This window comes from Paraburkholderia sp. (assembly GCF_024281035.1).
Lineage (GTDB): Bacteria > Pseudomonadota > Gammaproteobacteria > Burkholderiales > Burkholderiaceae > Paraburkholderia.
On sequence record NZ_JAMXLH010000029.1, the window covers coordinates 229,464 to 255,963 of the forward strand.

The 26,500-nt window shown below is 64.7% G+C and carries 32 protein-coding genes; 11 read left to right on the forward strand and 21 right to left on the reverse strand.

The genetic code is table 11. The annotated features are described in order from the left end of the window. Nucleotides 1-2: 2 nt before the first annotated feature. Nucleotides 3-305, reverse strand: a complete 303-nt coding sequence (locus Q0L30_RS10085; RefSeq protein ID WP_296654510.1) for a hypothetical protein — start codon at nt 303-305, stop codon at nt 3-5. Between the two features lie 219 nt (nt 306-524). Here Q0L30_RS10085 and Q0L30_RS10090 point away from each other — a divergent pair, with 219 nt between their 5' ends. The 4 genes from Q0L30_RS10090 to Q0L30_RS10105 all read left to right on the forward strand — a co-directional run bounded on the left by Q0L30_RS10090 (nt 525) and on the right by Q0L30_RS10105 (nt 2,761). After that, the gene (locus Q0L30_RS10090; RefSeq protein WP_296654512.1) at nt 525-974 is read left to right on the forward strand and encodes a hypothetical protein; all 450 of its coding nucleotides are present in this window, start codon (nt 525-527) and stop codon (nt 972-974) included. Nucleotides 975-1,175: 201 nt separating this feature from the next. Beyond that, a complete protein-coding gene (locus Q0L30_RS10095) occupies nt 1,176-1,364 on the forward strand; it encodes a ribbon-helix-helix protein, CopG family (protein WP_293042551.1) in 189 nt (62 codons plus the stop codon). 124 nt (nt 1,365-1,488) lie between these two features. Continuing rightward, a complete protein-coding gene (locus Q0L30_RS10100) occupies nt 1,489-1,833 on the forward strand; it encodes a zinc ribbon domain-containing protein YjdM (RefSeq protein ID WP_296654514.1) in 345 nt (114 codons plus the stop codon). A 484-nt stretch (nt 1,834-2,317) separates the two neighbouring features. Continuing rightward, the gene (locus tag Q0L30_RS10105) at nt 2,318-2,761 is read left to right on the forward strand and encodes a thioesterase family protein (protein ID WP_296654519.1); all 444 of its coding nucleotides are present in this window, start codon (nt 2,318-2,320) and stop codon (nt 2,759-2,761) included. 41 nt (nt 2,762-2,802) lie between these two features. Here the strand turns inward: Q0L30_RS10105 and phnX are convergent, their stop codons facing one another. Both phnX and Q0L30_RS10115 read right to left on the reverse strand, forming a co-directional pair. Continuing rightward, complete coding sequence (gene phnX / locus Q0L30_RS10110) at nt 2,803-3,606, reverse strand: phosphonoacetaldehyde hydrolase (RefSeq protein WP_296654521.1); 804 nt, start codon at nt 3,604-3,606, stop codon at nt 2,803-2,805. Between the two features lie 106 nt (nt 3,607-3,712). Next, entirely contained in the window at nt 3,713-4,882 is a 1,170-nt protein-coding gene (locus tag Q0L30_RS10115) for a 2-aminoethylphosphonate--pyruvate transaminase (RefSeq protein ID WP_296654523.1), read from the reverse strand. 120 nt (nt 4,883-5,002) lie between these two features. On the opposite strand from Q0L30_RS10115, the gene Q0L30_RS10120 reads away from it, so the two are divergent. Further along, complete coding sequence (locus Q0L30_RS10120; protein ID WP_296654525.1) at nt 5,003-5,857, forward strand: LysR substrate-binding domain-containing protein; 855 nt, start codon at nt 5,003-5,005, stop codon at nt 5,855-5,857. 19 nt (nt 5,858-5,876) lie between these two features. Here the strand turns inward: Q0L30_RS10120 and Q0L30_RS10125 are convergent, their stop codons facing one another. Further along, nucleotides 5,877-6,098, reverse strand: coding sequence for a hypothetical protein (locus Q0L30_RS10125; RefSeq protein ID WP_296654527.1), 222 nt, complete (start codon nt 6,096-6,098; stop codon nt 5,877-5,879). Between the two features lie 187 nt (nt 6,099-6,285). Between Q0L30_RS10125 and Q0L30_RS10130 the strand changes: the two genes are divergently transcribed. Continuing rightward, the gene (locus Q0L30_RS10130) at nt 6,286-6,945 is read left to right on the forward strand and encodes a phosphoribosyltransferase (protein WP_296654529.1); all 660 of its coding nucleotides are present in this window, start codon (nt 6,286-6,288) and stop codon (nt 6,943-6,945) included. A gap of 32 nt (nt 6,946-6,977) precedes the next feature. Here the strand turns inward: Q0L30_RS10130 and Q0L30_RS10135 are convergent, their stop codons facing one another. Further along, nucleotides 6,978-7,274 carry a YciI-like protein gene (locus Q0L30_RS10135; protein WP_296654530.1) on the reverse strand — a complete coding sequence of 99 codons (297 nt, stop codon included), beginning with the start codon at nt 7,272-7,274 and terminating at the stop codon, nt 6,978-6,980. Nucleotides 7,275-7,477: 203 nt separating this feature from the next. On the opposite strand from Q0L30_RS10135, the gene Q0L30_RS10140 reads away from it, so the two are divergent. The 3 genes from Q0L30_RS10140 (at nt 7,478) to Q0L30_RS10150 (ending at nt 9,159) form a co-directional block, all read left to right on the forward strand. Beyond that, nucleotides 7,478-7,780 carry a PsiF family protein gene (locus Q0L30_RS10140; protein WP_296654532.1) on the forward strand — a complete coding sequence of 101 codons (303 nt, stop codon included), beginning with the start codon at nt 7,478-7,480 and terminating at the stop codon, nt 7,778-7,780. Nucleotides 7,781-8,030: 250 nt separating this feature from the next. Next, nucleotides 8,031-8,492 (forward strand): hypothetical protein, encoded by a 462-nt coding sequence (locus Q0L30_RS10145; RefSeq protein ID WP_296654533.1) that lies wholly within the window; start codon nt 8,031-8,033, stop codon nt 8,490-8,492. Nucleotides 8,493-8,571: 79 nt separating this feature from the next. Next, nucleotides 8,572-9,159, forward strand: a complete 588-nt coding sequence (locus Q0L30_RS10150) for a YSC84-related protein (protein WP_296654535.1) — start codon at nt 8,572-8,574, stop codon at nt 9,157-9,159. Between the two features lie 46 nt (nt 9,160-9,205). Here the strand turns inward: Q0L30_RS10150 and Q0L30_RS10155 are convergent, their stop codons facing one another. The 10 genes from Q0L30_RS10155 to mltG form a co-directional block, all read right to left on the reverse strand. Then, a complete protein-coding gene (locus Q0L30_RS10155) occupies nt 9,206-10,273 on the reverse strand; it encodes a glycosyltransferase family 4 protein (protein ID WP_296654537.1) in 1,068 nt (355 codons plus the stop codon). A gap of 310 nt (nt 10,274-10,583) precedes the next feature. Next, nucleotides 10,584-11,981, reverse strand: coding sequence for an alpha,alpha-trehalose-phosphate synthase (UDP-forming) (gene otsA / locus Q0L30_RS10160; RefSeq protein ID WP_296654539.1), 1,398 nt, complete (start codon nt 11,979-11,981; stop codon nt 10,584-10,586). Nucleotides 11,982-12,151: 170 nt separating this feature from the next. Further along, nucleotides 12,152-13,417, reverse strand: a complete 1,266-nt coding sequence (locus Q0L30_RS10165) for a mechanosensitive ion channel domain-containing protein (RefSeq protein ID WP_296654542.1) — start codon at nt 13,415-13,417, stop codon at nt 12,152-12,154. Nucleotides 13,418-13,575: 158 nt separating this feature from the next. Continuing rightward, the gene (locus Q0L30_RS10170) at nt 13,576-13,932 is read right to left on the reverse strand and encodes a Rap1a/Tai family immunity protein (RefSeq protein ID WP_293037303.1); all 357 of its coding nucleotides are present in this window, start codon (nt 13,930-13,932) and stop codon (nt 13,576-13,578) included. A gap of 84 nt (nt 13,933-14,016) precedes the next feature. Beyond that, nucleotides 14,017-14,700, reverse strand: coding sequence for an ankyrin repeat domain-containing protein (locus tag Q0L30_RS10175; RefSeq protein WP_296654754.1), 684 nt, complete (start codon nt 14,698-14,700; stop codon nt 14,017-14,019). 133 nt (nt 14,701-14,833) lie between these two features. Then, complete coding sequence (locus tag Q0L30_RS10180; RefSeq protein WP_296654545.1) at nt 14,834-15,622, reverse strand: TatD family hydrolase; 789 nt, start codon at nt 15,620-15,622, stop codon at nt 14,834-14,836. A gap of 18 nt (nt 15,623-15,640) precedes the next feature. Next, a complete protein-coding gene (locus Q0L30_RS10185; RefSeq protein ID WP_296654547.1) occupies nt 15,641-16,156 on the reverse strand; it encodes a GNAT family N-acetyltransferase in 516 nt (171 codons plus the stop codon). Between the two features lie 72 nt (nt 16,157-16,228). Beyond that, nucleotides 16,229-17,284: a DNA polymerase III subunit delta' gene (locus Q0L30_RS10190; RefSeq protein WP_296654549.1), complete on the reverse strand. Its 1,056-nt coding sequence runs from the start codon at nt 17,282-17,284 to the stop codon at nt 16,229-16,231. Nucleotides 17,285-17,370: 86 nt separating this feature from the next. Further along, nucleotides 17,371-17,991 carry a dTMP kinase gene (tmk, locus tag Q0L30_RS10195; RefSeq protein ID WP_296654551.1) on the reverse strand — a complete coding sequence of 207 codons (621 nt, stop codon included), beginning with the start codon at nt 17,989-17,991 and terminating at the stop codon, nt 17,371-17,373. After that, on the reverse strand, nt 17,992-19,002 hold the full coding sequence (gene mltG / locus Q0L30_RS10200) for an endolytic transglycosylase MltG (protein ID WP_296654552.1): 1,011 nt from the start codon (nt 19,000-19,002) through the stop codon (nt 17,992-17,994). Between the two features lie 78 nt (nt 19,003-19,080). Between mltG and Q0L30_RS10205 the strand changes: the two genes are divergently transcribed. Together Q0L30_RS10205 and Q0L30_RS10210 are read left to right on the forward strand one after the other, a co-directional pair. Beyond that, entirely contained in the window at nt 19,081-20,112 is a 1,032-nt protein-coding gene (locus tag Q0L30_RS10205; RefSeq protein WP_296654554.1) for a folate-binding protein, read from the forward strand. 129 nt (nt 20,113-20,241) lie between these two features. Beyond that, the gene (locus Q0L30_RS10210; RefSeq protein ID WP_296654555.1) at nt 20,242-21,093 is read left to right on the forward strand and encodes an NRDE family protein; all 852 of its coding nucleotides are present in this window, start codon (nt 20,242-20,244) and stop codon (nt 21,091-21,093) included. Between the two features lie 61 nt (nt 21,094-21,154). Here Q0L30_RS10210 and Q0L30_RS10215 read toward each other — a convergent pair whose 3' ends face one another. The 6 genes from Q0L30_RS10215 to Q0L30_RS10240 form a co-directional block, all read right to left on the reverse strand. Then, complete coding sequence (locus tag Q0L30_RS10215) at nt 21,155-22,117, reverse strand: alpha/beta hydrolase (RefSeq protein WP_296654557.1); 963 nt, start codon at nt 22,115-22,117, stop codon at nt 21,155-21,157. 11 nt (nt 22,118-22,128) lie between these two features. Then, entirely contained in the window at nt 22,129-23,007 is an 879-nt protein-coding gene (locus tag Q0L30_RS10220) for an SDR family oxidoreductase (protein ID WP_296654559.1), read from the reverse strand. Nucleotides 23,008-23,109: 102 nt separating this feature from the next. Then, nucleotides 23,110-24,108, reverse strand: a complete 999-nt coding sequence (locus Q0L30_RS10225) for an NADP-dependent oxidoreductase (protein ID WP_296654560.1) — start codon at nt 24,106-24,108, stop codon at nt 23,110-23,112. Between the two features lie 63 nt (nt 24,109-24,171). After that, entirely contained in the window at nt 24,172-24,648 is a 477-nt protein-coding gene (locus tag Q0L30_RS10230; RefSeq protein ID WP_296654562.1) for a PaaI family thioesterase, read from the reverse strand. A gap of 8 nt (nt 24,649-24,656) precedes the next feature. Then, the gene (locus Q0L30_RS10235; RefSeq protein ID WP_367277802.1) at nt 24,657-24,959 is read right to left on the reverse strand and encodes a Dabb family protein; all 303 of its coding nucleotides are present in this window, start codon (nt 24,957-24,959) and stop codon (nt 24,657-24,659) included. A 225-nt stretch (nt 24,960-25,184) separates the two neighbouring features. Continuing rightward, a complete protein-coding gene (locus Q0L30_RS10240; protein ID WP_296654566.1) occupies nt 25,185-26,363 on the reverse strand; it encodes an acetyl-CoA C-acyltransferase in 1,179 nt (392 codons plus the stop codon). Nucleotides 26,364-26,500 lie beyond the last annotated feature (137 nt).

A 26,500-nucleotide genomic window follows, 5' to 3' on the forward strand; every position in this document is an offset into this window, starting at 1 on the left:
AGCTAGGCGCAGCAAGCTATTTCGTTGTGTTTCATGTGCTTCGCGTACGCGCCAACGTCGGGGTCGAGGTCACCTGAAAGCACGATTTCGCGTGTATCGATCTTCGCACGAGTCGATGTCGCGAGCATCGGGACGGGCAGATTTAAACCGGGTTTTAAACCCTGGTTTAAGCCCTGGTTTAAGCCCTGGTTTAAGCCCTGGATCAAGCCCTGGATCAAGCCCTGGATCAAGCCCGAGGTTAAGCAGATTCGCAACGCCGGATTCCCCCAACCATGCATGCGTGGTGTGCAGGTGACTCGCATCATGTCGAGCGCATTTGGTTAACACCATATGTTAAGAGCATTAACAGGCTAGCAGAACTGCTCCGGCATGACCAGAGCGGGGCGTCACGCAGGAAAGGCGTGGTTGCGTTTACATATCATGCAAATGACATTAACATGCAATTACACTCGTGTAACGACAGCAGGGCTGCCTGCACTGGCAAAAATCAAGAAGCCGGCGCAGCGAGCCGAAAGGGGTTTGGGATGATTGACGTCGAGGTTCCATTGCTGTCGCACGACTGCCGGCGCTTGCTTCTGCGCGAGGCGGTGGGAGAGCAGGGGCTTGTCGCTGTGGGCGTCGGTCAGGCAAGCGGGCGTGGGTTCCAGTTGCTCCATCGCTTCGAGGCCACATGCGACAGGCTCGATGCGACGGGCGTCAATGTCGTGTTCGTCTATCCGGCAAAAGCCGCGCGCCATGCACAGGACGCGCTTTCGGTCATGGCGGCGCGCTACCGGCGCAGGCCGAGCCTGTTACTCGACGACACCGGTTTGTTCTTTGTCCGCGAGGTGCCGGTCCACCAGCTTTGCGCCATGCGTTTCGATCGGTACATGACATGCGTCGAATCTGTTGCGATTACCGTGCGTGAGCCTCAGTGGGACGTGCGATTGCGGGAGTTTCTGGTTAAGGGGCACAGACACGCAGACGCGGCTTGAGCGGCATGGATCGCACTGCCGGCATTGCAGCAAGCAATATGGCACTCATTGTGTCTTTCAGGCACGGCATGCATTTCTGCCTGGGTCAGTATGCTAAGCTGCCGCCGTCGCGGGACGCCGCAGCCAGGCCATGTTTTGGTCGCTGCCGTCCGGCATCGATTATAATTTGATTAACATATTTGGACGGCAAGCCTTCGCGTGATGGAAACCAAAAGCGCCCGACTGACGATACTGATTGACCCCGCCAAGAAGGCCGCATTCGAAGAACTGTGCGCGGCGCAGGATCTGACTCCTTCACAAGTCGTCCGTCAATTGATCCGCGAATATCTCGCGCAGCACGGCGTGACGTACAAGACGAAAAGCACCGTCGGGACGCGGGTGCGCCGGTAAATCCGGTACGCGTCCAGTCTGCCCGAAAAGGCAGAGCGCCCCGCGCTCATATCCGCCTGCGCGTTGTCGCAGGCTTTTTTTACACATCAAAAACCAACGCCGTTGCAGGTGCGAGGGTCGACTTATGAACGTATTGCCGCCGTGTCCGAAATGCCATTCCGAATTCGTGTATGAAGATGGCGCCGTCTATATTTGCCCGGAGTGTGCCCACGAATGGCCCGTGACTGAAGCAGCTGCTTCGACCGAACCCAGCGCCAAGGTTTATCGCGATTCAGCGGGCAATGTCCTGCAGGATGGCGATACGGTAACGGTCATCAAGGATCTCAAGCTTAAAGGCTCGGGCGGTGTGATCAAGATGGGTACGAAGGTAAAGAACATCCGCCTGGTCGATAGCGACCACGACATCGACTGCAAAGTGGATGGCTTTGGCGCAATGAGCCTGAAATCGGAATTCGTCAGGAAGGCGTGACGCGCGCTGCGGGTCGTGTCTGGAAGCTGGGCGGTTGGCGCTGTCGTTCTGTCGGCCCGACCGCTTTTCATCGTGTATGTTGGCTTGGGTGATTCGGCCGACTGCGCAGTGAGGCGCGTGAATCACGTTACACGATGACGCTGTGCAATGAAGGGTATGTGTTGTTCGTGTCCGTGAATGTGGGCGAAGCGCTGCAATCCTTTAGCCCGGCGTTTATTCAATAGTTAACATAATACAAATTATCGCCAATTTTCATGTTACGGCTTTTTGAAATGTCGGGTTTCCGCTAAATAGGAATGTCCGTTTTTCAACCCAACCGTAAGCTCTCGGCTCATAGCCCGAGCCGCGATTCCAGCACTGCGACAATTAGTCGACGCACGATGCAGCGCATCGCGATCTGGCCAAATCGCTAAAATAGCGGGCTATGCGTCCTGCCTGACCGATTTCGGACGCCGCCTCCGATTCCCCATCCACAGCGTCAGTCATGGCCCGCATTCAGCTGCAGTTTCCGGAAGACCAGTACTTTTACTCGACCCAGCTCACCGTTCGCGTCACCGACATTAACGGAGCCAATCACCTCGGCAACGATTCGATGATCTCGATGATTTCGGAGGCGCGTGCGCGCTTCCTGTTCGACGCGGGCCTGGAAGCCACTAAAGGCGCCCACACGAGCATCATCGTCACGGATCTCGCCACGACCTACCGCGCAGAAGCCTATGCGCGCGACCAGTTGTGCTTCGAAGTCGGCATCATGGATTTCAACAAGTACGGCGGCGACATCATTTTCCGCATCACCCGTCCCGCGGACGGCGCGCTGATCGCCATGGCGAAATCGGGCTTCGTGTTCTTCGACTACGAGGAAAAGAAGGTCGTGCCGATGCCGCGCGCGTTCAGCGACAAATTTCCCACCGTCAACATGATCGGCTGACGCGCCCTGCTGCTTGGCGCACGCGGTTCGTCGAGCGCCGTTCAGGGACGCTCGCCGCGCGCGAGCCGGTTGTCGATGTCGTTCACGACCGGCAGCAGATCCGCCACGCTGTCGATCACGTAGTGCGCACCAGCGCCGCGCAGTCGTTCGACGGCCGCCTCGCGACGGCGCCTGAATTCTTCGGGCGGCAGCGCGCGGACTTCCGCTTCGGTGAGTCCGAATGCGTTGCCGCTCACGGCGACGCCCACAGTCCACGTTCCGCCGTTGATGCCCTCCTCGATGCCGACTTCGGTATCGTCCACCTTGATCGTCTCGCGTGCGAGCCACACGCCCAGTTGCGGCAGCGTGCGGTAGATCATGTACGGCGACGGCCGCCCTTCGGGCGTGTCGCCGGTGCAGACGATGCTGTCCGGCTCGAAACCCTGCGCCGCAGCGCCTGGCACGATCTGGTCGATGATTTCGCGCGTATAGCCCGTCGTCGTGCCGATGCGCACGCCTTCGGCGCGCAGCGCAGCGGTGACGGCGGCCACGCCGGGGATCACGTCGCTGTACTGTGCCGCGACCGCGATATTTTTCGGCACGAACATGTCGTAGACCGCGTCGATGTCGGCTTCGCCCGGCGCATGACCGTGGCGCGCTTCCCACGCCTTCGCGACGCGCGGCAGCGCCATCAGTGCCGCAATGTGCGGCCGCTTGGCCATGCCCATCGGGCCGCGCGCCTCGTCGATCGAGATCGGTACGCCAAACGCTTCGAAGGTCTCGACGAACGCGCCCATCGGCGCGCGCGAACCGTAATCGACCACCGTGCCCGCCCAGTCGAAAATCACCGCTTTAACGTGTTTCATTGCCCTATGTCTTGCGAAATATCTGCGTGGAGAGGTTTCTGGTTGCTCGATCAACGATCAACGGCCGGCGATCAACGACCGGCGACCGGCGACCGGCGACCGCCGTTCACGCCGCGAGCGCTTCGCGCTTGCCAAGCGCTGCGGGTGCGGGCGCCCCGCTCGTCACGCCGAGTGTGCCCAGCGCATTGCGGCACGCTTCGATCACTTGCCGCATGACGGTTTCGTCGAGTGCGCCGATGCAGCCGATGCGGAAACTCTCCACCGTCGTCAGCTTCCCCGGATAGATGATGAACCCTTGCGTCTTCATCAACTCATAGAAGCGCTCGAAGTTGAAGGCTGGATCGGCGGGCGAAAAGAACGTGACGATGATCGGCGAGCGCCATTGGCCGGTCAGCAGCGGCTCGAAGCCGAGCGAACCCATGCCTGCCACGAGCACGTCGCGATTGCGCGTGTAGCGTGCGAGGCGCCCCGGCTGGCCGCCTTCGAGCGCGTGGAGGCGCAGCGCCTCGATGAACGCCGCGACGGCATGCGTGGGCGGCGTGAAGCGCCACTGGCCGGTGCGGTTCATCACCTCCCACTGGTCGTGGATATCGAGCGCGAGCGAATGGCTGTTGCCCTTTGCGTCGCGCAACACATCTTTTTTCGCGATCACGAAGCCGAATCCCGGCACGCCCTCGATGCACTTGTTCGCAGACGAAACGAACGCATCGCACGGCAGCGTGCGCACGTCGAGCGCCACCGCGCCGAACGCGCTCATCGAATCGATCAGAAGACGGCGGCCTGCACGCGCCGTGACGGCGGCAATTTCCTCGATCGGGTTCAGGATGCCGGAACTGGTCTCGCAGTGGACCACGACGACATGGGTGATCTCCGCGTTCGCGGCGAGGATGAGTTCGACGTCGGCTGCGCGCGGCGGCAAATAATCGCCGGTGTCATGCACGGTGTGACGGCGGCCCAGATAGCGCAGTGTCGTTGCGATGCGCTTGCCGTACGCGCCGTTCGCAAGCACGAGCGCGTGGCCGTCGCGCGGCACGAAGCTGCCGAGCATCGCCTCGACGCAATAGCTGCCACTGCCCTGCAGCGGCACGCAGTCGTATTCACCGTCCACATCGTCCACATCGCCCGCAATGTCCAGCAGGCTGCGGCGCAGTTGAGCCGTCATCGCGCGGAAGTCGCCGTCCCACGATCCCCAGTCGCGCAGCATCGCCTCTTTCGTCGAGGCGGCTGTCGTGAGCGGGCCGGGAGTCAGCAGATACGGTTCGGCGGGGGCGGTCATGCGGTGGGCTCCGGTTTGGCGTTCGACATCAAAGCCCGATAGCCTAGCCGAACCGTGCGCATCGGTAAAATCGATATAATCGATGCACCTATAAGTGGAACTTATCTCAACCGGATCGCCATGCAATACGCACAGTTACGCGCCTTTCACGCGGTTGCCGCGCACGGTGGTTTTTCGCGCGCCGCGCAGGCGCTATCGCTCACGCAACCCGCCGTGTCGGACCACGTGCGGCGGCTCGAGCACGACTTCGGCGTCAAACTCTTCGAGCGTGCGCCGCGCGGCGTCGAATTGACGGACCTCGGCAAGCGCCTCTTTGCCATCACGCGCCAGATGGTGAATTGCGAGCGCGACGCCCGGCGCCTGCTGGAAGCCGCGGGCGCGCTCGAATCGGGCGAACTGTCGCTGATTGCCGATGCGCCCGACCTCGCCATCAAGCTGATCGGCGGATTCCGCCGGCGCTATCCGGGCGTGGTGATCAGGCTGTCGATCGCCAACGCGGCCGAATGCATGCGCCGCGTGCTCGCAAGTGAAGCGGATGCGGCCATCACGGCTGCGCGCCAGGTCCACAGCCGCCTGCAGACGCGCGTGCTGCGCGAGGAACCGCTTGTGGCGGTCGTGCCCGCCGACAGCCCGGCGGCCAGGAAGCGCCGCATGACCTACGAGGAACTGGTGCGCGAGCCGATGGTGTTTCGCGAGGCACAGTCGGTCACACAGCAGCTGCTCGAAACCGAACTCGTACGCAAGGGGCTGCAGGTGCAGCCGGTGCTCTACGTCGACGGCCGCGAGGCGCTGCAGACGGCCATCGCGCAAGGCGTCGGCGTCGGCGTGATCGCGCACGCGGAATTCGGGCAATCGCCGCAGATCCGCATGATGGCGCTCGCGGACTGCCAGGTGCGCATGGTCGAGTCGCTGACGCGGCTCGCGGACCAGTCATCGAATCTGCTCGACGCCCTCTTTGCAACTGAACTCGATTGAGTTCGACTGAGCACGACCTTCAAGTAACGACGACGCCGGTTCCGATGGCATGCAGGAGATCGCGTAGTGCCTCGGCCTGTTCCATGCCTGCCCCGGATCGCAGTTCGATTCGCACCGCGTGCCCGGCAATGCCGTCCACGGGCCGCGCGAGCCATAATTCCACGGCAAGCGCGCGCCCCTCGGGTTGATCGACGGCGACAGGTTCGACGACGCACGGTTTGAAACAGGCGGATTCGGACATGGCGTGGACCTCATCGTGGAAAATGCGCCATGCCATCGTAGTGGCGGGCGGGCGCTGCACCAAATGACGAATGCGCGTTTGCAAATGACGGCCGCGTCCCGCACTAGCACCGGCGCCGCTATTTTTCCCGCGCCGGCTCGTGCGCCGCGTGGCAAACTGGTCAAATCGTTCCACTTCGGAGTTCGTCATGGAACGTCCGTTCACCGATCGCCGTGAAGCCGGCCGGATGCTCGCGCAGCGTCTTGGCGCATTCGCCGGGCGGCGTGACGTCGTCGTGCTCGCCCTGCCGCGCGGCGGCGTGCCGGTTGCATACGAGGTGGCCGCCGCGCTTGGCGCACCGCTCGACGTACTACCGGTCTGCAAGCTCGGCATGCCGTGGCAGGCTGAACTCGCGATGGGCGCGCTGTCCTCGAACGGTGCGCAGTTCGTCGACGAAGAGCTGGTGCGCGAAGCCGGCGTGAGTGCGGCGCAGTTGCAGAGCGCCATGGCCCTCGCGCGCATCGAACTGGGCCGCCGCGAGGCGCGCTATCGCGGCGAACGTCCGCTCGAACCGGTTGCGGGCCGCGTGACGCTTATCGTCGACGACGGCATCGCAACAGGCGCATCCCTGAAGGCCGCCGCGCGCGCCCTGGCGAGCCTCGGTCCCGCGCGCATCATCGCTGCGATGCCGGTCGCGCCCGCTGGAGCGCGCCTGCGGCTCGGCGGCGCCATCGACGATCTGGTGTGCGTCCACACCCCGCTTCAATTCTTCAGCGTCGGTCAGTTCTACCTGGACTTCGACCAGGTCGACGACGACACGGTGCGTTATCTGCTCGATCAGGCCGCAGGCGGCGCGAGCAACACCTGAGCAACGCCTGAGAAGCCGCGCGCCCCGCCGCTTCAGCGCACGGGGTTTGCGGCCTTCTCGCCGACAACCGTTTGCCACGGACGCACGCGCCAATGCTTGACGAGCCCGGCCATGACATAGGGATCGGCGCGCGCGAAGGCTTCGGCGGCCGCAGGCGAATCGCCCTCGAACAACAGCAGCGCGCTGTCGAGCGGCTCCGCCACCGCGCCCGCGAGCAGCAGTTCGCCGCGTGCCACGGCGGCCCATGCGAGCGCGAGGTGCGCGTCGCGGTGCGCGGCACGCCGCTCCAGGTAATCGTCGACGAGTTCGTACATCAGGAGCCAGTGCATCGTGTATCTCCGATAAATCGGGGCCTCTTCACATTCCTCACAAGGCCGACAGGCCGCATTGTGCAGCACGCGTGTCAACCGCTGACATTACCGCCCCGTTTTCAGGAAGGCTTTGCCATAATTGTTGCGGCGATGGGCTGCAATCATGCTGGATGCCTTCTCGCCCGACTATCGACAACGTCGAAACCCCAAGGGAGTGATCGATGAAGATTCAATCCGCTATTGCTGCAATCGTACTCGGCGGCGTTCTGGCCGCACCGGCGTTCGCACAGACGCCTGCTCAAACCGCCCAGCAGCAGAAGATGAAGACATGCAATACGCAGGCCGGCGCCAAGAAAGGCGATGAACGCAAGGCGTTCATGAAGCAATGCCTTTCGGCGGGCGGCGCGGCGGCACCGGCCATGACCCAGCAGGAACGGATGAAGGCGTGCAACGCGCAGGCTGGCGACAAGAAAGGCGACGAGCGCAAGGCGTTCATGAAGCAGTGCCTCTCGACGAAGAGCTAAGCGGTAATTGAAACAAGGCGCGCATCGGCTCCGGCCGAGGCGCGCTTTTTTATGTGTGCGCGTATTTCAATGCGCACAGGCTGTCGCGAATGCACCGCGCAGCGCCCTTGCCTTGCCTCCCGGCCGGGATCGGACCCGCGATTTTTCTCCTATGATGCCTCCAGCGGCGACCCCATACCGGACGACATGACACACACGCCATCGGTCCGCCGTTTGACGTTGATGCCAGCAGCATCGAACGGAGGCGCAGATGGCCTGGAGACACAAGAACCGCTGGTTTCGCCGCTGGCTGATGGCGATCGTGTTCTGGCTCGTGCCGGTGATGATCGTCGCCGGGCGCGAGATGCGCGACGAGATGGCCTACAACCGCGCGGACCTGCAACTGGCCCTGACCACGTGGACCTTCACCGACGCCGAACGCAACGACGGTGCGCCACTGCGCTGTCGCGGCACGCCGGATGCGGCTCGATCACTGGGCTGCCCTGCCGCCGTGCTCGCTGCAAATGCCCCACGCCAGCAGGCAGCGCTCGATGAGTACACGCAGCGCCGCTCGACCCTGGCCGTCTATCTCTGGAGCGTGTTCGTCGGTTACTGGATCGTGCCGGCGGCAACGCTGCTCGCCGTGGGCATCGTAATCGGCGCGATTCGGCGCGCGCTGCGGCGTCCCTCTGCGAAAACGTCGCCGAACGCCGTGACGGAGCGCCGATACTGACGCACGCACCGCGCACCCGGAGCAGCGCCGCCGCGAAGCGGTTTCCAGGCGGCTTCCGGTCACCTCAACGGAGGACAGGATGCAAACAAGCAAATTCCTTCTGAAAGCTTCCGTCGCCATCGCTGTCGCGAGCGCCGCCATCACCGGCTGCACGACCACCAGCATTCACCCGCCTGCCGAAATGTCCGCCGACGCCCGCCGCCAGTCGATCGACGCCGCCGTCGACGGCACGCTCTCGCGGCTCTATCAGACCGTGCCCGGCTCGCGCGAATTCGTCGGCCAGGCGCGCGGCATTCTGGTGTTTCCATCGGTGGTTCAGGCAGGCGTCGCCATTGGCGGCGAGCACGGCGACGGCGCGTTGCGCGTCGGCGGAAGCACGACCGGGTACTTCAGCACGACGTCGGTGTCCGTGGGCGCGACGCTCGGCGTGCAGTCGAAGTCCGTCGTCTATCTCTTCATGACCCAGAACGCCCTCGACAAATTCCGCCAGTCGGAAGGCTGGTCGGTTGGCGGCGACGCTTCGGTCGCCATCGTGAATGTGGGCGCGAACGGTACCGTTAATACCGCCACGGCCACCAGGCCGGTCGAAGTGTTCGTGCTCACGAACAGTGGCCTCATCGGCAATTTGTCGCTCGAGGGCACGAAGATCACGCGGCTCGCGCTTTGACACGCGCTGTGACACCGTTTGTCATACACGTCGTGCGGGCATATCTTCAGCTCGCTGATGTGTCGATCACCTTGAAGCGCGAGCGCTTGTTCACGCGGATCACGGTCTGATACGCCTCCACATACTGCTGCGCCATGCGGCGGGACGTGAAGCGCGCCTCGAACTGCCGGCGCACCCCCGTGCGCGGCACGCGCGCAATGCGGTTCACCGCGGCCACGGCGCCGATTTCGTCCTCGACGATGAAGCCCGTCACGCCCTCGTCCACCACTTCCGGCACGGCGCCTCGATTGAACGCGATCACCGGCGTGCCGCACGCCATCGCCTCGATCATCACGAGGCCGAACGGCTCCGGCCAGTCAATCGGAAAGAGCAGCGCATGCGCGCCCGAGAGGAAATTGGCCTTCTCGGCATCGGAGATCTCGCCGACGAACTCGACGTTCGGCATGGCGAAAAGCGGCTTGATCTCGTGCTCGAAGTACTCGCGGTCGGCCTCGTCGACCTTCGCGGCGATACGGATAGGCAACCCGCAGCGCTGCGCGATGCGAATCGCCGTATCCACGCGCTTTTCCGGCGAGATACGGCCCAGAAATGCAAGGTAGCGCTGCTCGACGGGCTGCGGCGTGTAGAGGTTTTCGGGCAACCCGTGATAGACGGTCGTGAGCCATTTGGCCTGCGGCATCGGCTGACGCTGCGCATTCGAAATGGAAATGACCGGCGCCGTGTCGAAGGTATCGAAAACCGGCTGCTGCTCGGGCAGATCGAGGCGGCCGTGCAGCGTCGTCACGAATGGCGTTTCCTGGCGTTTGAACACCGAAAACGAGTAGTAATCCATATGGAAGTGCAGCACGTCGAACTGGTCGGCCTGGCGGCGCACCATTTCCATCAGCAGCATGTGCGGCGCGATCCTGTCGCGGATGCCCGGATCGAGTCTCAGCGCGCGGGGCCAGACAGGTTCGAGCTTCGCGCTCGTCACGGAATCGCCGCTCGCGAACAGCGTGACATCGTGGCCGAGATCAACCAGCGCTTCGGTGATGTACGACACCGCGCGCTCGGTGCCGCCGTAGAGCTTGGGCGGAACCGATTCGGTCAGCGGGGCGATCTGCGCAATTCTCATCAGGTGTCTCCGGCGATCGGGGGCGTTCGGGTGTGTGCTTCCGCATCGGGCCTCGCCACTTCGAGGCGCCTCATTGTAAGGCAACCCCTGCGCGGCACAGGCGGGCCATCGGGGCGGAATCGGCGGCGGCTCGCATATATCACGTGGTTTGGTCATTATTCTGCACACCACGTGCGAGCGCCCTCGTTTTTTCAATTCCTGTCGGGACTTACATGCGGATACATCACGGCTTCGTCGTGCCGGTCGTGCCGGGTGACATTGTGGGGTCCGAATCTGTCAATGCCGCGCGCATCATCTGTGCGCAGTGCGCTCAATGTGACTTCGGGACGTTGCCGAGATCGCGCAGGAAGCTGTCCCGCCAGACGCCGAGGTTGTTGCGCCGCAAGGCGGCCATGTTGATCTCGTAGCGCGCCTGGCGCTCCGCGAGCGGCATCGACAGCGCGTGCTGCAGCGCCTCCGACATGCCCTCCGCATCGTGAGGATTCACGAGCAGCGCGCCGGTGAGTTCGGCGGCTGCGCCCGCGAAGATCGACAGCACGAGTACGCCCGGATCGTTGGGATTCTGGGCGGCCACGTATTCCTTGGCGACGAGATTCATCCCGTCGTGCAGCGGCGTGACATAGCCCACCTGCGATTCCCGAAAGAGCGACATCAGCTTCGCGTGGTCGTATTGCTGGCTCAGATAGCGGATCGGCGTGTAATCGAGACCCGAGTAGCGGCCGTTGATGCGCCCGGCTTCGCGCTCCAGCTCTTCGCGGATCAGCTTGTAGCTCGCGACATCGGAACGCGTGGGCGGTGCGATCTGCACGAGCGTGACCTTGCCGCGCCACGCCGGTACTTGTTCGAGCAACTGCTCGAACGCATGAAAACGCTCGACGAGTCCTTTAGAGTAATCGAGCCGGTCCACGCTCATGACGAGCTTGCGTCCTTCGAGGCTCTGCTTGAGGTCGAGCACCTCGTCGCGGCCTTCGTCACGCTCGGCCTGTGCGGCGATTTCGTCGGGAAACACGCCGATGCGGTAGACGCCCGTGCGCAGCTTGCGCCCGAACGCTTCCACCGAAGCCCCTTCGCCTTGCGCACGCACCGTGCCGCGCGCAGTGCGCGCGATGTAGTCGAGGAAGGCCTGCTGGTCGTTCTGTGTCTGGAATCCGAGCAGATCGTAGCAACACAGCGAACGGACGAGTTCGTCGTGCGACGGGATCGTCTGCAGCACCTGCGGCGAGGGAAACGGAATATGCAGGAAAAAGCCGATGCGGTTCTCGATGTCCTCAGAGCGCAACGCCTCGGCGAACGGGATCAAATGGTAGTCGTGGACCCAGATGTTGTCGTCGGGATGAATGAGCTTCACGAGCTTGTGGGCGAGCCACGCATTGACGCGCCGGTAGCCCGTGTACTCGTCGCGTTCGTAGCGCGCAAGATCGTTGCGGTAGTGGAAAATCGGCCATAACGTGGCGTTCGAAAAACCGCGGTAGTACTGGTCGTAGTCCTTGCGCGAAAGGCCGACCGTCGCGAACGTCACGGCGCCCTCCTTGACGAGCATCGGCCCCGCATTCGCCACCGATTCGCTCACGACATCGCCGCTCCAGCCGAACCAGACGCCGCCTCCGTCCTTCAGCGCGCCGAACACGGCGACGGCGAGGCCGCCCGCAGCGCCTTTCGCCTCCGATGGCGTTGCCACGCGGTTCGATACGACGATCAATCTGCCCATCTATCCCGTCCTCCACTCGTGCGTTCATGTGCGTAGTTCATGCCTGCGGCAGCAGCCGATGCTGATCGATGCGGTGAGGCTCGCGCATGGATTTGCGCTTATCAGCATGGGGCGTGCCACGCATGACGCGCACAGCATCTCCAACGGCAGCGAGCAGCCGAAAGCAGCCGTCACCGGGTGCGCCGCCCTGCGCCGCTCGCCGCATGGCTGGCCGGGACCGCCGCTGAGGCGTGCTGCATATCGCCCGCGACGTTGGTGCGCACCACGCTGCCGGTCACCGGATCGGCTTCCGTGTTCGCTGCCGTGCTCGATGCCGCAGGCTGCGCGGGCTGCGGCTCCCATACCGGCATGTCGGCTGCGCTGCTTTCCGGTTCCGCCGACACCTCCGCGCGCGTACGCGGCAGGAATTGCGGATAGTGCGCGTTCATAAAGGCGAACAGCCCTTCGCGCACGCGGCAGCGCAGATCCCAGTTCAGCCCTGAGTTGGGCGAGCTGACCAGCACGCGCAACTGCATCGCCCGCTCGTTGGCATCGGTGACCTGCAGGACCTGTACCCGGCCATCCCATTCGGGCGCGGGCGCGACGATACGTGACAGTTCCTCGCGCAGCGGCGCAAGCGGCATGCGGAAATCGAGCCACAGGAAGACGGAGCCGATGATCTGCGAGCTGTTGCGCGTCCAGTTCGTAAACGGGTTTTCGATGAACCATTGCAGCGGCACGATCAAGCGGCGCTGATCCCAGATACGCACGGACACGTAGGTGCCGGTGATCTCCTCGATGCGCCCCCACTCGCCCTGGATCACGACCACGTCGTCGAGCCGGATGGGCTGCGTGAGCGCGATCTGAAGCCCGGCGATCAGATTGCCGAGCACGGGGCGTGCCGCGATACCGGCGACGAGACCGGCCACACCCGCCGAAGCGAGCAGGCTCGCGCCGAACTGCCGGACATTCGGGAAGGTCATGAGCGCCGCGCCGACGCCGACGATCATGATCAGGATCATGACCGTGCGTGCGAGCACACGTGCCTGGGTATGGATGCGGCGGGCCTGGAGGTTGTCGACGATGTCGATCGGATGGGCCGCGATGATCGCCTCGCCGATGGCCGCTGCGCAGCGCACGGAAAGCCATGTGATCGCTGCAATGAGCGCGACGGCGACGAGTTCGCGCAGGCTGGAGATGAAGCGCAACGTGTCGGGCGCCTGCCACCACACGAATTCGGCCGCGAGAATGAGGATGACCGCGAGCGCGGGCTGGCGGACGTAGCGCACGATCACGCTCACGCGCGGATACGGCCCGGCGATGCGGCGCAGCACGCGCGAGCCAAGCCAGTGAACGGCCGCGGCAAACACGAGCGCGACGGCACTGACGATAAGCGTGCCGAGCCAGGTTTGCAGCGGCGCGTTGGCGATACGCGAGAGATCGTCGATGCTCGGCATCTGCGGTCTGTTCCTCCTGAGCCTGGCGGCTACGCGTGGAAACAGCACAAGCGACACGAACGCCACGGCCGCGGACGAAAACGGCGCAGCGTCAGCTGCCTACAGGCTCAACCCGCCTCTACCCATCCAACCAGCTCGTCGAGCCTGCCATGAGGGGCTCAGCTGCCGGGCTTGCAGGGAAAGGCTTTACCGAGACCGAGCGAAACAGCCGTGCTTGCGTTGTAGCCAATGATGTTCGGGTTGTCGGCGATGTACCTGCGCACCGCGTCGGTCAACTGCGCCGTGCGTGCGTCCGGCGGCAGGCAGAAATACTGGCCGACGCGCGGGCCGGTCGTACCGCCGATCGCGTCGATCGTGTTGAACACGCCATCCGCGGCGCCTTCGATGTAGGCCGCGCACGCGCTGCGCGAGGCGACATCCGTTTTCATGCAGAGCCGGTTGAGATCGCCCGCCGTGAAGGCAAACGCCGAAAGCGGCAGGACGAGCGCGCTGGCGCAAATCAGAGCCCGCAGCATGATTCTCCTTATTAGTGACGTATCGTGCGGCGCCCCGTCGAGTCGCCGCAGGCTGCCGGCCGTTCCGGGCGGCCGGCAACCCGGTTATTTTGCACCGTTTTGCGGGGCTGCCGCAGTGCCGGACTGGCCGCCCGACTGCGCCATGCGCGCGCTCAACCCCTTGATCGCGTCCGGCGCCTTGTACTGTTTCGCGAAATCGAGCGCGTTCATGCCGATCTGGTTCTTCGCGTTGAGGTTCGCGCCGCTGTCGAGCAGCAGCTTGACCGTCGACATGTGATCGCCGCGCGCGGCCATCATGAGCGGCGTCGTGCCGTTGGGCGAAAGCGCGTCGACCTGGGCCGAATAGCCGAGCAGCAGTTTCGCGATGTCGTCGTTGCCGTTCGCCGCGGCATAGTGCAGCGGGGTCCAGCCCTTCTTGTTCACTTGCGCGCCCTTCGTGATCAGCAGCTTCACGAGGTCGAGGTCGCCGTTGAGGGCCGCGAGCATCAGCGCGTTTTCGCCCGCGCGGTCTTCCGCGTCGATCTTCGTCTTCGGATTGTCGAGCAGCAGCGCGGCGACCTTGTCGGATTTCTCGCGCGCGGCCAAAACGAGAAGCGGGTTGCCCTGCTCGTCGACGGCGTTTGGATCGAGCCCCGTGCCGAGATCGCTGGCGACGCCCTTGTCATCGTCGAACTTGACGGATTTCACGAGCGAGGTGATCGATGCGGCCTGAACGGGCGCGCTCGCCAGCACTGCCGCGCTCATGCCGAAGACGAGCGCCGCGGCCATGCGCCGCGCCGCGGTGGTGCGTGCAGCACGCACGGTAAAGACGATGGGAAGTAGCGGTTTGGAGTTCATGTCAAGCCTTAAAATTATTCGCTATCGTTATGATAATAAACGGTATTGACAGCTTGAAAGTGCCTTATTCGACGGCTTGGGGAATCTTGAAGAGCCGGAAGAAGTTCTGCGTGGTAGCCGCACCGAGTTCGGCGTCGGACAACCCACGCTGCTGTGCAATGAATCTTCCGACATAACTTACGTACGCAGGTTCATTGGGTTTGCCGCGATAGGGTACCGGCGCAAGGTACGGCGAGTCGGTTTCGATCAGAAGACGCTCGATCGGCACCCGGCGCGCGACCTCCTGGACATCGGTCGCGCTCTTGAATGTCACGATACCTGACAACGAGATATGGAAGTTCTGCGCGAGCGCGCGCTCGGCGACCGGCCAGGGCTCGGTGAAACAGTGCATCACGCCGCCCGGCACGCCCGCGCGCTCCTCTTCCATGAGCCGCAGGGTGTCGTCGGCGGACGCGCGCGTGTGGACGATCAGCGGCTTGTTCGTCGCGTGTGCCGCGCGGATATGGGTGCGGAAGCGCTCGCGCTGCCATTCCATGTCGGCGACAGTGCGCTCGCCGAGGCGGTAGTAATCGAGCCCCGTTTCGCCGATCGCCACCACCTTCGGATGGGCGGCCAGCTCGGCCAGTTCAGCGACGGTGGGCTCCTTCGCGTCCTCATGGTCGGGGTGGACGCCGACCGAGGCGTAGACGTTCTCGAACCGCTCGGCGATATCGAGCACCGACGGCAGCGTCTCGAGATCGACTGAAACGCACAGTGCGTGCGTGACGTCGTGGGTGAGCATGTTCTCGAGCACCTGTGGCAGGCGCTCGCCGAGACCTTCGAAGTTGATGTGGCAATGCGAATCGACAAACATGGACAGTCCTGCGCAGGTTCAGGCGGCGGCGGGCGCGGTATCGAGCCGCTTGCCGAGGATGATGAGATCGCGCTCGACGCCGTCGAGCACGGCGACGCGCGGCAGCGATCCCCACACGGCAAAGCCGAAGCGGCTGAAAAGCCGCATGCTCGGCTCATTGTGGCCGAACACGAAACCCAGCACCGTGTGGATGTCGAGCCCCGGCGCGGCTTCGATGGCGGCGGCGAGCAACTGGCGGCCGAGCCCCTTGCCGCGCGCGGTTTCGTCCAGGTAGATGCTGACCTCGGACGTGTGACGGTACGCCGGGCGTCCGTAAAAATCGGAAAAACTCAGCCACCCGACGACGCGGCCGCCTTCTTCGACCACCCACAGCGGCCGCTTCGCGGGGCCGTGCGCGTGGAACCACGGCAGGCGGCTTTCCACGCTGACCGGCTCCAGATCGGCGGTGACGAGCCGTGACGGCACGGTCGAGTTATAGATCGCGACGATGTCGTGCAGATCGTCGAGGGTGGCATCCCGGTAGACAAGACTCATGGTGATCACGATTCGGATAGCGGCTGGCCGTGCTGCCGATGGCGCGCAGGCCGGTCCATCCCGGCCCGGGGCTCAGGCGAACAATTCACGATAGCCGAGAAACAGCTCCTCGAACACGAGGCGAGCATTTAACGGATGGTTCTCCACGGCACGTTGGCGCGTGACGGTCTTCAGATAACGTGCGAGCGCGCTGGCGTCGAGCTTCGCGGCGCAGCGCGCGAGCGCGGTGTTTGCTTGCGGGAAGTAACGCGGACGGCCCGCCGTGCGCTCGGCAAGCAGATCGTAGACCCAGCGCTGCAGCCATCCGAGCACGAGCGGCACCGGCAGCTTCTGGAGCGTTTCACCGCACGCAAAGGCATCGCACGCGGCGCCCGCCGAAAGCTGCGCGATCGTCCAGTCGCGCAAGGTGCGGTTCTCGTCGTGCGCGAGCGCGAGTGCCGCGAGCGGCGCACCGCCCGCCTCGGCGAGCAAGCCTGCCGCTCCGGCGACGCCCTGCGCCGCGAGCCACGCTTGCGCGGCCTCGGGCGCTGGCGTCGTCATCGGCCACTGGCGGCAGCGGCTGATGATGGTCGGCAAGAGCCGGTCGACGCGCGCCGACACCAGCAGGAAGACGACACCCGCGGGCGGCTCTTCCAGCGTCTTCAGCAGGGCATTCGCGGCAGCCACGTTGAGCGCTTCGGCCGGGTACAGCACGACCACGCGCATGCCGCCGCGATGCGAGCCGACGCCCGCGAAGTCGAGCAGCGCGCGCACCTGCTCGATGCGGATCTCTTTGCTCGGCGTACGGCTCTTCTTGCCGTCATCGTCGCTCTTGTCGCCCTTGTCTCCTTTCTCGGCTGCCTTCTCGCCGTCCTCGGCGCCCGGCATGCCTGCTTCGCCTGCCAGCGCCTCGGGTACGACGATCCGATAGTCGGGATGGTTGCCCTGCATGAGCCACTTGCACGCGGGGCAGGTGTCGCACGGCTCGCCATTGGGCTTCGGCGCTTCGCAGAGCAGACCCTGAGCCAGGTGCTGCGCAAAGCGGAGCTTGCCGATCCCGGCCTGGCCATGCAGCAGCAGCGCGTGCGGCCAGTGGCTACGCAATTGCTGGAGACGCTCCCAGTCGCCGGTCTGCCACGGATAGATCATTTTTAAATCAATCGATTAGCGGAGAAAGTCTGGATTTGAGGCGAACTCAACACCAAGACATGAATTTTGCAAATAACGTTGTTAAATCAAAGTTCTGCAATGATTTCTTCGAGTTGTTTGCGAATCGCTTCGATGCTTTGTGTCGAATCGATGATCGAGAACCGGCACGGCGCCTCTTCGGCCCGGCGCAGATATTCGTCGCGCGTGCGGGTGAAGAACGCTTCGGTTTCGCTCTCGAAGCGGTCCGGCTCGCGCGCCGCGCCGCGCCGTTCGCTCGCCGTATCGGTCGGCACGTCGAACAGCACCGTCCGGTCGGGCTGGAAACCGCCCTGCACCCACCGCTCCAGCGCCTCCAGCTTGTCGCGCGGCAACCCGCGGCCGCCGCCCTGATAGGCGAAGGTGGCGTCGGTGAAGCGGTCGGAGAGCACCCAGTCGCCCCGCGCGAGCGCCGGCTCGATGACCTGCGCGAGATGCTCGCGGCGCGCGGCGAACATCAGCAGCGCCTCGGTTTCGAGGTCCATCGGCTGGTGCAGCAGGATTTCGCGCAGCGTTTCGCCAAGGGGCGTGCCGCCCGGTTCGCGCGTCATGACCACCGTGCGCCCGCTCGGGGCGAGCTTTTCGGCGAGCCTGTCGCGAAACCAGGCCAGATGCGTGGTCTTGCCCGCACCGTCGATGCCCTCGAACGTGATGAATCGGCCCCGCGCCATTTACTGCCCTCGAATGTATTTGTCGACGGCCTTGTTGTGGTCGACAAGATTGTCAGAAAAAACGCTGCTGCCATCGCCCCGCGCCACGAAATACAGCGCAGTGGTCGATGCCGGATTCATCGCCGCCTGCAACGATGCGGCGCCCGGCAGTGAGATCGGCGTCGGCGGCAGGCCGGGGCGCAGGTACGTATTGTAAAGACTGTCGGTCTGCAGATCGCGTTTGTGCAGGCGGCCGCCATAGCTCTCGCCAAGACCGTAGATCACGGCCGGATCGGTCTGCAGCGGCATGCCTGTACGCAACCGGTTCGCGAACACGGCGGCCACGAGCGGCCGGTCGTCTGCCCGGCCCGTCTCTTTCTCGATGAGCGATGCGAGCGTAAGCGCCTCATACGGCGACTTGAACGGCAGCCCCGGCGCGCGCGCGGCCCACGCATCGGTGAGGCGCGTGTTCATGAGCCGGTAGGCGCGGCGGTACACGTCGAGGTCGCTCGTGTCTTTGTCGAACAGGTACGTATCGGGAAAAAACAGGCCTTCGGCGTTGCCCGTCGGCGCAGGCGGCGCGCCGATCGCGGCCAGGATCTGCGCGTCGGTCATGCCTGCGGTGTCATGGCGCAGCGCGGGGTTCGCATCGAGTTCGGCGCGCATGCGCTTGAAGGTCCAGCCTTCGATGATCGTCGCAACGTATTCGTTGACGTCGCCGAGCGCCATTTTCTGCAACACTTCGTACGGCGTCACGCCGAGCTTGAATTCGTAGTTGCCGGATTTCAGCTTGCTCTGCAGGCCGAGCGCGCGCGTCATCAGCACGAACAGTTCGGTCTGGATGGGCACGCCGCCGCTTTGCAACTGCGCCGTGACGCTGCGCACGGTGCTGCGCGGCTTGATGGTGACGTCGAGTTGCGCGGAGGCGAGCTGGACAGGCGTAGTGGCCCAATACCAGACACCCGCCACCGCGCCGGCGCCGAGCACCGCGAGCGCAGCACCGGCGATAAGGCATTTTCTCAAGAGGGACATGCGAAACACGGCTCAAGTGGACCTCATATAATAACTGCTTGCCCTCGCCAACGTCAGGATTGACTGTTCACCGAATCCATGAACTCCCCGCTCGACTCTGCTGCAACGCTCCCGCCCACCGCCACCGAACGACCCGCTGCCGACGATTTTGACGCCGTGCTCAAGCGCGGGGCGTACGCGATCCTGCCGCAGTTCGGCGTGATCGACGCTCACGGCGACGATGCCGCAAGCTTCCTGCACAACCAGCTCACCAACGACGTCCAGCATCTCGACGTGACCGGCGCGCGCCTCGCGGGCTACTGCTCGCCGAAGGGCCGCCTGCTCGCGTCGTTCCTCACCTGGAAGACCGGCGACACGATTCGCCTGCTGCTGTCGAAGGATCTGCAGGCGAGCGTGCAGAAACGTCTTTCGATGTTCGTGCTGCGCGCGAAAGCGAAGCTCACCGATGGCAGCGGCACGCTGCTCGTGGTCGGCCTCGCGGGCGACGTACGCGACGCGCTCGCCGCACAGTTCAACGCGCTGCCCGATGGCGTCCATGTCAAGGTGGACGATCCGGCCGGTACGCTGATCCGCGTGCCCGATGCAGCCGGTCGCCTTCGCTATCTGTGGATCGGCCCGAAAGAAGCAGTCGAGGCACGGCTCGCCGCGCTCGACGGCCAGTTGAAGCGCGTCACCCCCGAGGTCTGGGACTGGCTCGATATCCACGCGGGCGAGCCCCGCATCACGCAGCCGATCTCCGAGCAGTTCGTTCCGCAGATGGTCAACTACGACGTGATCGGCGGCGTGAACTTCAAGAAGGGCTGCTATCCGGGCCAGGAGATCGTCGCGCGCAGCCAGTATCGCGGCACGATCAAACGCCGCACGTCGCTTGCCAGCGTCGCGGCGGGCCTCGATGTTGCGCGTGCCGGCGTCGAGCTCTTTCACTCGGACGATCCGGGCCAGCCGTGCGGGATGATCGTCAACGCGGCTGCGGCGCCCGATGGCGGCGTCGACGTGCTCGTCGAGATCAAGCTCGCCGCGCTCGAATCGGGCAGCGTGCATCTGGGCGCGGCGGACGGTCCCGCGCTGCGCTTCCTGCCGCTGCCGTACGCCCTGCCCGCCGAGGTCTGACGCGTTGGCGCTGCTCCGTCAGCTCGCGCGTGGCGTGACGGGTGCGCCGGCGCTTGTGCCAACGCTTGTGCCAACGCTTTTGCCAGCGCTTCTGTCAAATGAGCCGGCGCACGCGCGGGGTCTGATGCCGTGTGCCTGATCGTCTTCGACTGGCGTCCTCACGCCCGCGACGGCGCGCTCTTCACGCTCGCCGCGAATCGCGACGAATTCCTGCGCCGTACCGCCGATCCGCTGCACTGGTGGCAAGCAGCGCCCGGCGTGCTCGCGGGGCGCGATCTGGTGGGCGGAGGAACGTGGCTCGGGATGACGCGCGGCGGCCGCTTCGCCGCGCTCACGAATTACCGCGCGCCGCATGAGATGCGCCCCGATGCGCCCACGCGCGGCACGCTCGTTTCGGCGTGGCTCACGGGTGCCGAGGGGCAGCCGGACACGCCGCTCGGCTATCTCGCCGACGTTGCGCGCAATGGCAGCCTGTATAACGGCTTCAATCTGGTGGTAGGCGACTGGACGCGGCGCGAACTGGCCTGGTACTGCAATCGCGGCGATCTCGCGCCCGCGCTGCTGCCCGAGGGTACGCACGGCATTTCGAACGCCGTGCTCGATACGCCGTGGCCCAAGCTTGTGAAGAAGCGCGCCGAACTCGCGCAGATCATCAATGGCGCGATGGATGTAACGGAATCTAGCGCCGCAAAGCCCGCGCCGCTCGAACGGCTCGTCGAGATGATGCGCGATCCGCAAGTCGCCCGCGACGACGAACTGCCCGCCACGGGCATCCCGCTCGCACGCGAACGCGCGCTCTCGGCGGCGTTCATCGACACGCCCGATTACGGCACGCGCGGCACGACCGCGCTACGCGTGAGCGTAGAGGGCGAGCGCATCGAGGTCGAAGCACTCGAACGCAGCGACGACAACGGCTCGCACCGCATCGAGCGGCCTGGCCACTTCGAGCGCCACGAAGCGTTCGCGATCGTCCTGCCCTGACGGCCTTATCGCTGGCCCGTCGTCCACCGCATTACTACGCTCCGCTCGCCGCCAGGCGCGCTCAGTCGCCGGCCCCGAATGCCTCGCGCAGCGCCTGTGCCGCCTCGGCATGTGCGCGCCGCGCGTCCTCCACGAAACCACCCATCTTGAAGAACTCGTGGATCATGCCCGGGTAGTGCGCGAGCGTCACGGCGTTGCCCGCATCACGTAGCTTCTGCGCGTAGGCTTCACCTTCATCGACTAGCGGATCGTATTGCGCGACCGCAATCCAGGCGGGTGCAAGCCCCGCGAAACTGGGCGCTTCACGCGTGCCGTCGAGCGGCGCGAAACGCCAGTCGTCGCGATCGTTTGCATCGCGCACATAGTGATTGAAGAACCACTGGATCGTTTCGGCCGTGAGCAGATGGCCATCGGCCAGACGCGCGTGCGAATCCGTGTCTTGATACCCGCTCGTGCCTGGATAGATCAGCAGTTGCAGCACCGGCGCCCTGCCCGCGTCGCGCGCGAGCACCGTGCATACCGCTGCGAGCGTGCCGCCTGCGCTGTCGCCGCCCACCGCGAGGCGCGCCGGATCGATCGCGTATTCGGCTGCGTGCGCGTGCAGCCAGCTATAGGCGTCGAAACTGTCGTGGACCGCGGTCGGAAACAGATGCTCCGGCGCAAGCCGGTAATCGACCGACAAGACCGCGCAGTGCGCGTCGCGCGCGAACATGCGGCACAGCGCGTCGTGCGTATCGACACTGCCCACCGTAAAACCGCCGCCGTGAAAATACACGAGCGCGGGCAGCGGTTCGGCCCAGTGCGGCTCGACCGGATAATACAGACGTGCCCGGATCGTTGCGCCGTCGCGCACCGGTACATCGAGGTCTTCCACCGAATGCATCGGGGCGGAAGGAATCTCCAGCACGGAGGCACTCTTCTCATACGACGCACGTGCCTCGTGCGGCGCGAGCGTGTGATACGGCGCCCGTCGTGCGCGGGCCACCATTTCAAGTACCAACGCAATCTTCGCGTTCAACGTCATGGCTATTCAAATCAGGAAGCGTGCTTCACTTCCGGTTTCAGCGAAAGCGGATCAATGGGATTGCGCAATGTTTCGATATCCTCATGGCGCATTTTCACCGATGGGAGAATCCCCGGATGCGTGAGGATATAGAAGCGCCCTTCGCGCACGGCCTCGAACGTCTGCGCCGCGACGTCCGCGGGCGTCAGGCGGCCCGAGCGCACCGCGCGCTGCAGTTGCAGATCGGCAGCCTGCTGAGAGCGCGTGAGCGGCGCGTCGTTGCGCAGATCGTCGGGACGGGAGCGCTCGGCATTGGCGATGCCGGTGGGCACGAACGCCGGGCACAAGAGCGAGCAGCTTACCGTCGCGCCAACGCTCTTCAGGTCGTGATAAAGCGTCTCGGTGAGCGAGACGACGGCGTGCTTCGACGCGTTATAAACGCCCATCGCTGGCGGCGACAGGAGTCCCGCCACCGACGCCGTATTGACGATATGCGCCGGTTCGCCCTGCGCGAGCATGATCGGCGTGAAGGCGCGCACGCCGTTGGCGACGCCCATCACGTTGACGCCGAACACCCAGTCCCAGTCCTTCGCGCTGCTCTCCCACACGAAGCCGCCGGTGCCGACGCCCGCATTGTTGAAGAGCAGATGCACCTTGCCAAAAGCGTCGAGCGCGGCCTTCGCGAGCGCATCGACTGCTGCCGGGTCGCGCACGTCGGTCGGCACACCAATCGCTTCGGTGCCTGCCGCACGCATGGCAGCGACGGTTTCATCGAGCGCTGTCTTGTCGACATCGGCGAGCACGAGCTTCATGCCGAGCGTGGCGGCCTCTTGGGCGAACGCGCGGCCAAAGCCGCTCGCCGCGCCGGTGATGACGGCCACGCGGCCGTCGAACTGGAACGGATCAGGCATTGCGTATCCTGCGGTAGGGAGCGTCAATGAAACGGGCCAACGCGCCTTGCGCCAGCCCGGCCAGGTCAGACCAGGCGATGAATCAGGCTACAAATCAGCGCATTAAATCAGCTTGACGAGCTGCTTGCCGAAATTCTGGCCCTTGAGCATGCCGAGGAACGCGGCGGGCGCGTTTTCGAGTCCGTCCGCCACCGTCTCGCGATACACAAGCTGCTTCTGCGCGACGAGCGTGCCGAGTTCCTTGAGCGCTTCCGGCCACAGCTCCATGTGCTCGCTGACGATGAAACCCTGCACGAGCAACCGTTGCGTGAGCAACAGCGCCGGATACTTCAGGGGTTGCGGCTGGCCGTCGTAGCCCGAGATGAAACCGCACAGCGCGATGCGGCCGAATGCATTCATGCGCGCGAGCGTCGCGTCGAGCACCTCGCCGCCGACATTCTCGAAATAGCCGTCGACGCCATTGGGCGTCGCCGCCTTGAGGGCTTCATAGAGGTTGCCGGCCTTGTAGTCGACGCACGCATCGAAGCCCAGCGTTTCGACCACGTAGCGGCACTTCTGCTCGCCGCCCGCGATGCCGACTGCGCGGCACCCCGCGCGCTTCGCGAGCTGGCCGACCACGCTGCCGACCGCGCCGCTCGCCGCGCTCACGACGACCGTTTCACCGGCCTTCGGCGCGATGATGCGGTTCAGCCCGTACCAGGCGGTGACGCCCGGCATGCCGACGGGACCGAGATAGGCAGAAAGCGGAACGTGGGCCGTATCGACGATATTCAGGCCCGAGCCGTCCGACGTGCCGAATTCCTGCCAGCCGAACATGCCGACGACCTTGTCGCCCGCCTTGAACTTCGGATTGAGCGATTCGACGACCTCGCCGACCGTGCCGCCGATCATCACTTCATCGAGCGGCTGCGGCGTGGCATACGATTTCGCGTCGTTCATGCGGCCGCGCATGTACGGATCGAGCGACAGGTAATGATTGCGCACGCGCACCTGGCCTTGCGCAAGCGGTGCGAGCGGCGTCTCGACGAGACGGAAGTTATCGACGCCCGCCGCGCCTTGCGGGCGCGACGCGAGCAGAATCTGGCGATTGGTCTGGGTCATGGCGTTCGCTTTGCGGCGCGGGGCCGCGTAGGGTGGATGCGATGGAGGACAATGCGCGCGGCGTCAGCCGTCGCTCGGTCCCGGTTTCGCAGTGGGATCGCTGCGCAGCCGCTGGCGTGTCACGTCACGCCCCACGGCAAGCCTGCGCATGTATTTGAAGGTACCGAGCGCTTTCGCGACGAAGTGGCCCGCACTGTCGCGGATCTCGCCTTCGCAATAGGCCATCGTCGTCGAACGGTGCAGTACGCGGCCGTACGCGCGCAATTCGCCGCGCCCGGGCTGCATGAAATTCACTTTCATCTCGACGGTGACGACGCCGACACCGTCCCCCGCGACGCTGCGCGCGGCCATCGCGAGTGCGATGTCGGCCAGCGTCATCGTCACGCCGCCGTGTGCAATATCCCAGGTGTTGAGATGCCACTCTGCCAGCGGCAGCGCCACTTCACTCGCACCGTCGGTCGCACTCACGAGCTGGACGCCCAGGTGATCGACAAACGGACTTTCGAGGATGGGTGGCGGCGTCTGCGCCTGATCGGTCATGGACGAACTCACAGTACGTAATCGACGCACTGGCGGCCTTCCGACACCGCCCCGGCGAACTTCTTCACGACGACGTGATCGGGGTGATCCTGGTAGGCATCGAGTGCGGCTTTATCGGTGAAATCGGAGACGAGCGCGATGTCGAACGTCGAAGCGAGGCCCGGCTGTGCAAGACCCACTTCGAGATGCAGCGTGCCCGGTGCGAGATTGCGGCAGCCTTCGAGCAAAGCCTTGAATTTCACGAGGTTTTCTTCGCGCGTCGCGCCCTCGGCCGACTCTCGGAGCTTCCACATCACGATATGACGAATCACCGTATTCACCTTTTCAGTCTGCATTGAACGGGTGCGGCACCGGGTGCGCACCGACAGGCGTCATGATACCTGTCCTGCATCCGGCGCGAGCGGCGCTTCTCTCGACACGTCACCGCCATCGGGCGAATCTCGGTGGCGATGGCGGTGGCGCGAAGGCAACGTTCTGGCGATGCGTGAAGCGCGGCGATGGCGCGCTCGCCGCACCATCGCGCCACCTCGCAAGGGTCAGACGACTTCGAACAGACCCGCTGCGCCCTGTCCGCCGCCGATGCACATCGTCACCACGACGAACTTCGCGCCGCGGCGCTTGCCTTCGATGAGCGCGTGGCCGGTCAGGCGCGCACCCGATACGCCATACGGGTGGCCGACGGCAATGGCGCCGCCGTTCACGTTCAGACGGTCGTTGGGAATGCCGAGCTTGTCGCGGCAGTACAGCACCTGCACCGCGAACGCTTCGTTCAGCTCCCACAGGCCGATATCCTCGACCTTCAGGCCGGCCTGCTTCAGCAGCTTCGGCACGGCGAACACCGGGCCGATGCCCATCTCATCCGGCTCGCACCCTGCCACGGCAAAGCCGCGGAAAATGCCGAGCGGCGCGAGCCCTTCGCGTTCCGCGACCTTCGCGTTCATGACGACGCAGGCGCTCGCGCCATCCGAAAACTGGCTCGCATTGCCTGCCGTGACGACGCCGCCCGGCATCGCGGTGCGGATCTTCGACACGCCTTCGAGCGTCGTGTCGGCGCGAATGCCTTCGTCGGCGGCGATCGTGACTTCGCGCGTGACGAGCTGGCCGCTCGCCTTGTCGGCGACGCCCGCGAGCACCGTGATCGGCACGATTTCCGCGTTGAAGAGACCTGCCGCTTGCGCCGCCGCCGCGCGTTGCTGCGACTGCACGCCGTATTCGTCCTGACGGTCCTTCGCAATTTCGTAGCGCTTCGCCACGTTCTCGGCGGTTTGCAGCATGCTCCAGTAAATCTCGGGCTTGTTCTGCGAGAGCCAGCTTTCCATCATCATGTGGCGGTTCATCTCGTTTTGCACGCACGAGATGGACTCCACGCCGCCCGCGACGAACACATCGCCCTCACCGGCAATCACGCGTTGCGAGGCGAGCGCGATGGTCTGCAGTCCGGAGGAACAGAAGCGGTTTACGGTCATGCCCGGCACCGAAACGGGCAGCCCGGCGCGCAGAGCGATCTGGCGCGCGATGTTGCCGCCCGTCGCACCTTCGGGGTTGGCGCAGCCCATGATCACGTCCTCGACGCGCGCCGGATCGATGTTGGCGCGCTCGACGGCGGCTTTCGTCACATGGCCGCCGAGCGTGGCGCCATGGGTCATGTTGAATGAGCCTTTCCACGATTTGGCGAGGCCCGTGCGGGCGGTCGAAACGATTACGGCGTCGGTCATGCGTGTCTCCTGAGTGTCGATCGCGGCCGGTGCTTCAGCGCTGGCTGCGATCCCAAGCGAATGCGTTGATCCTGCAAAAATTTCCCGAACAAAACGGACGGCTCGTGCGTGCGACTCAGTGTGCCGCGAGTGTGCAG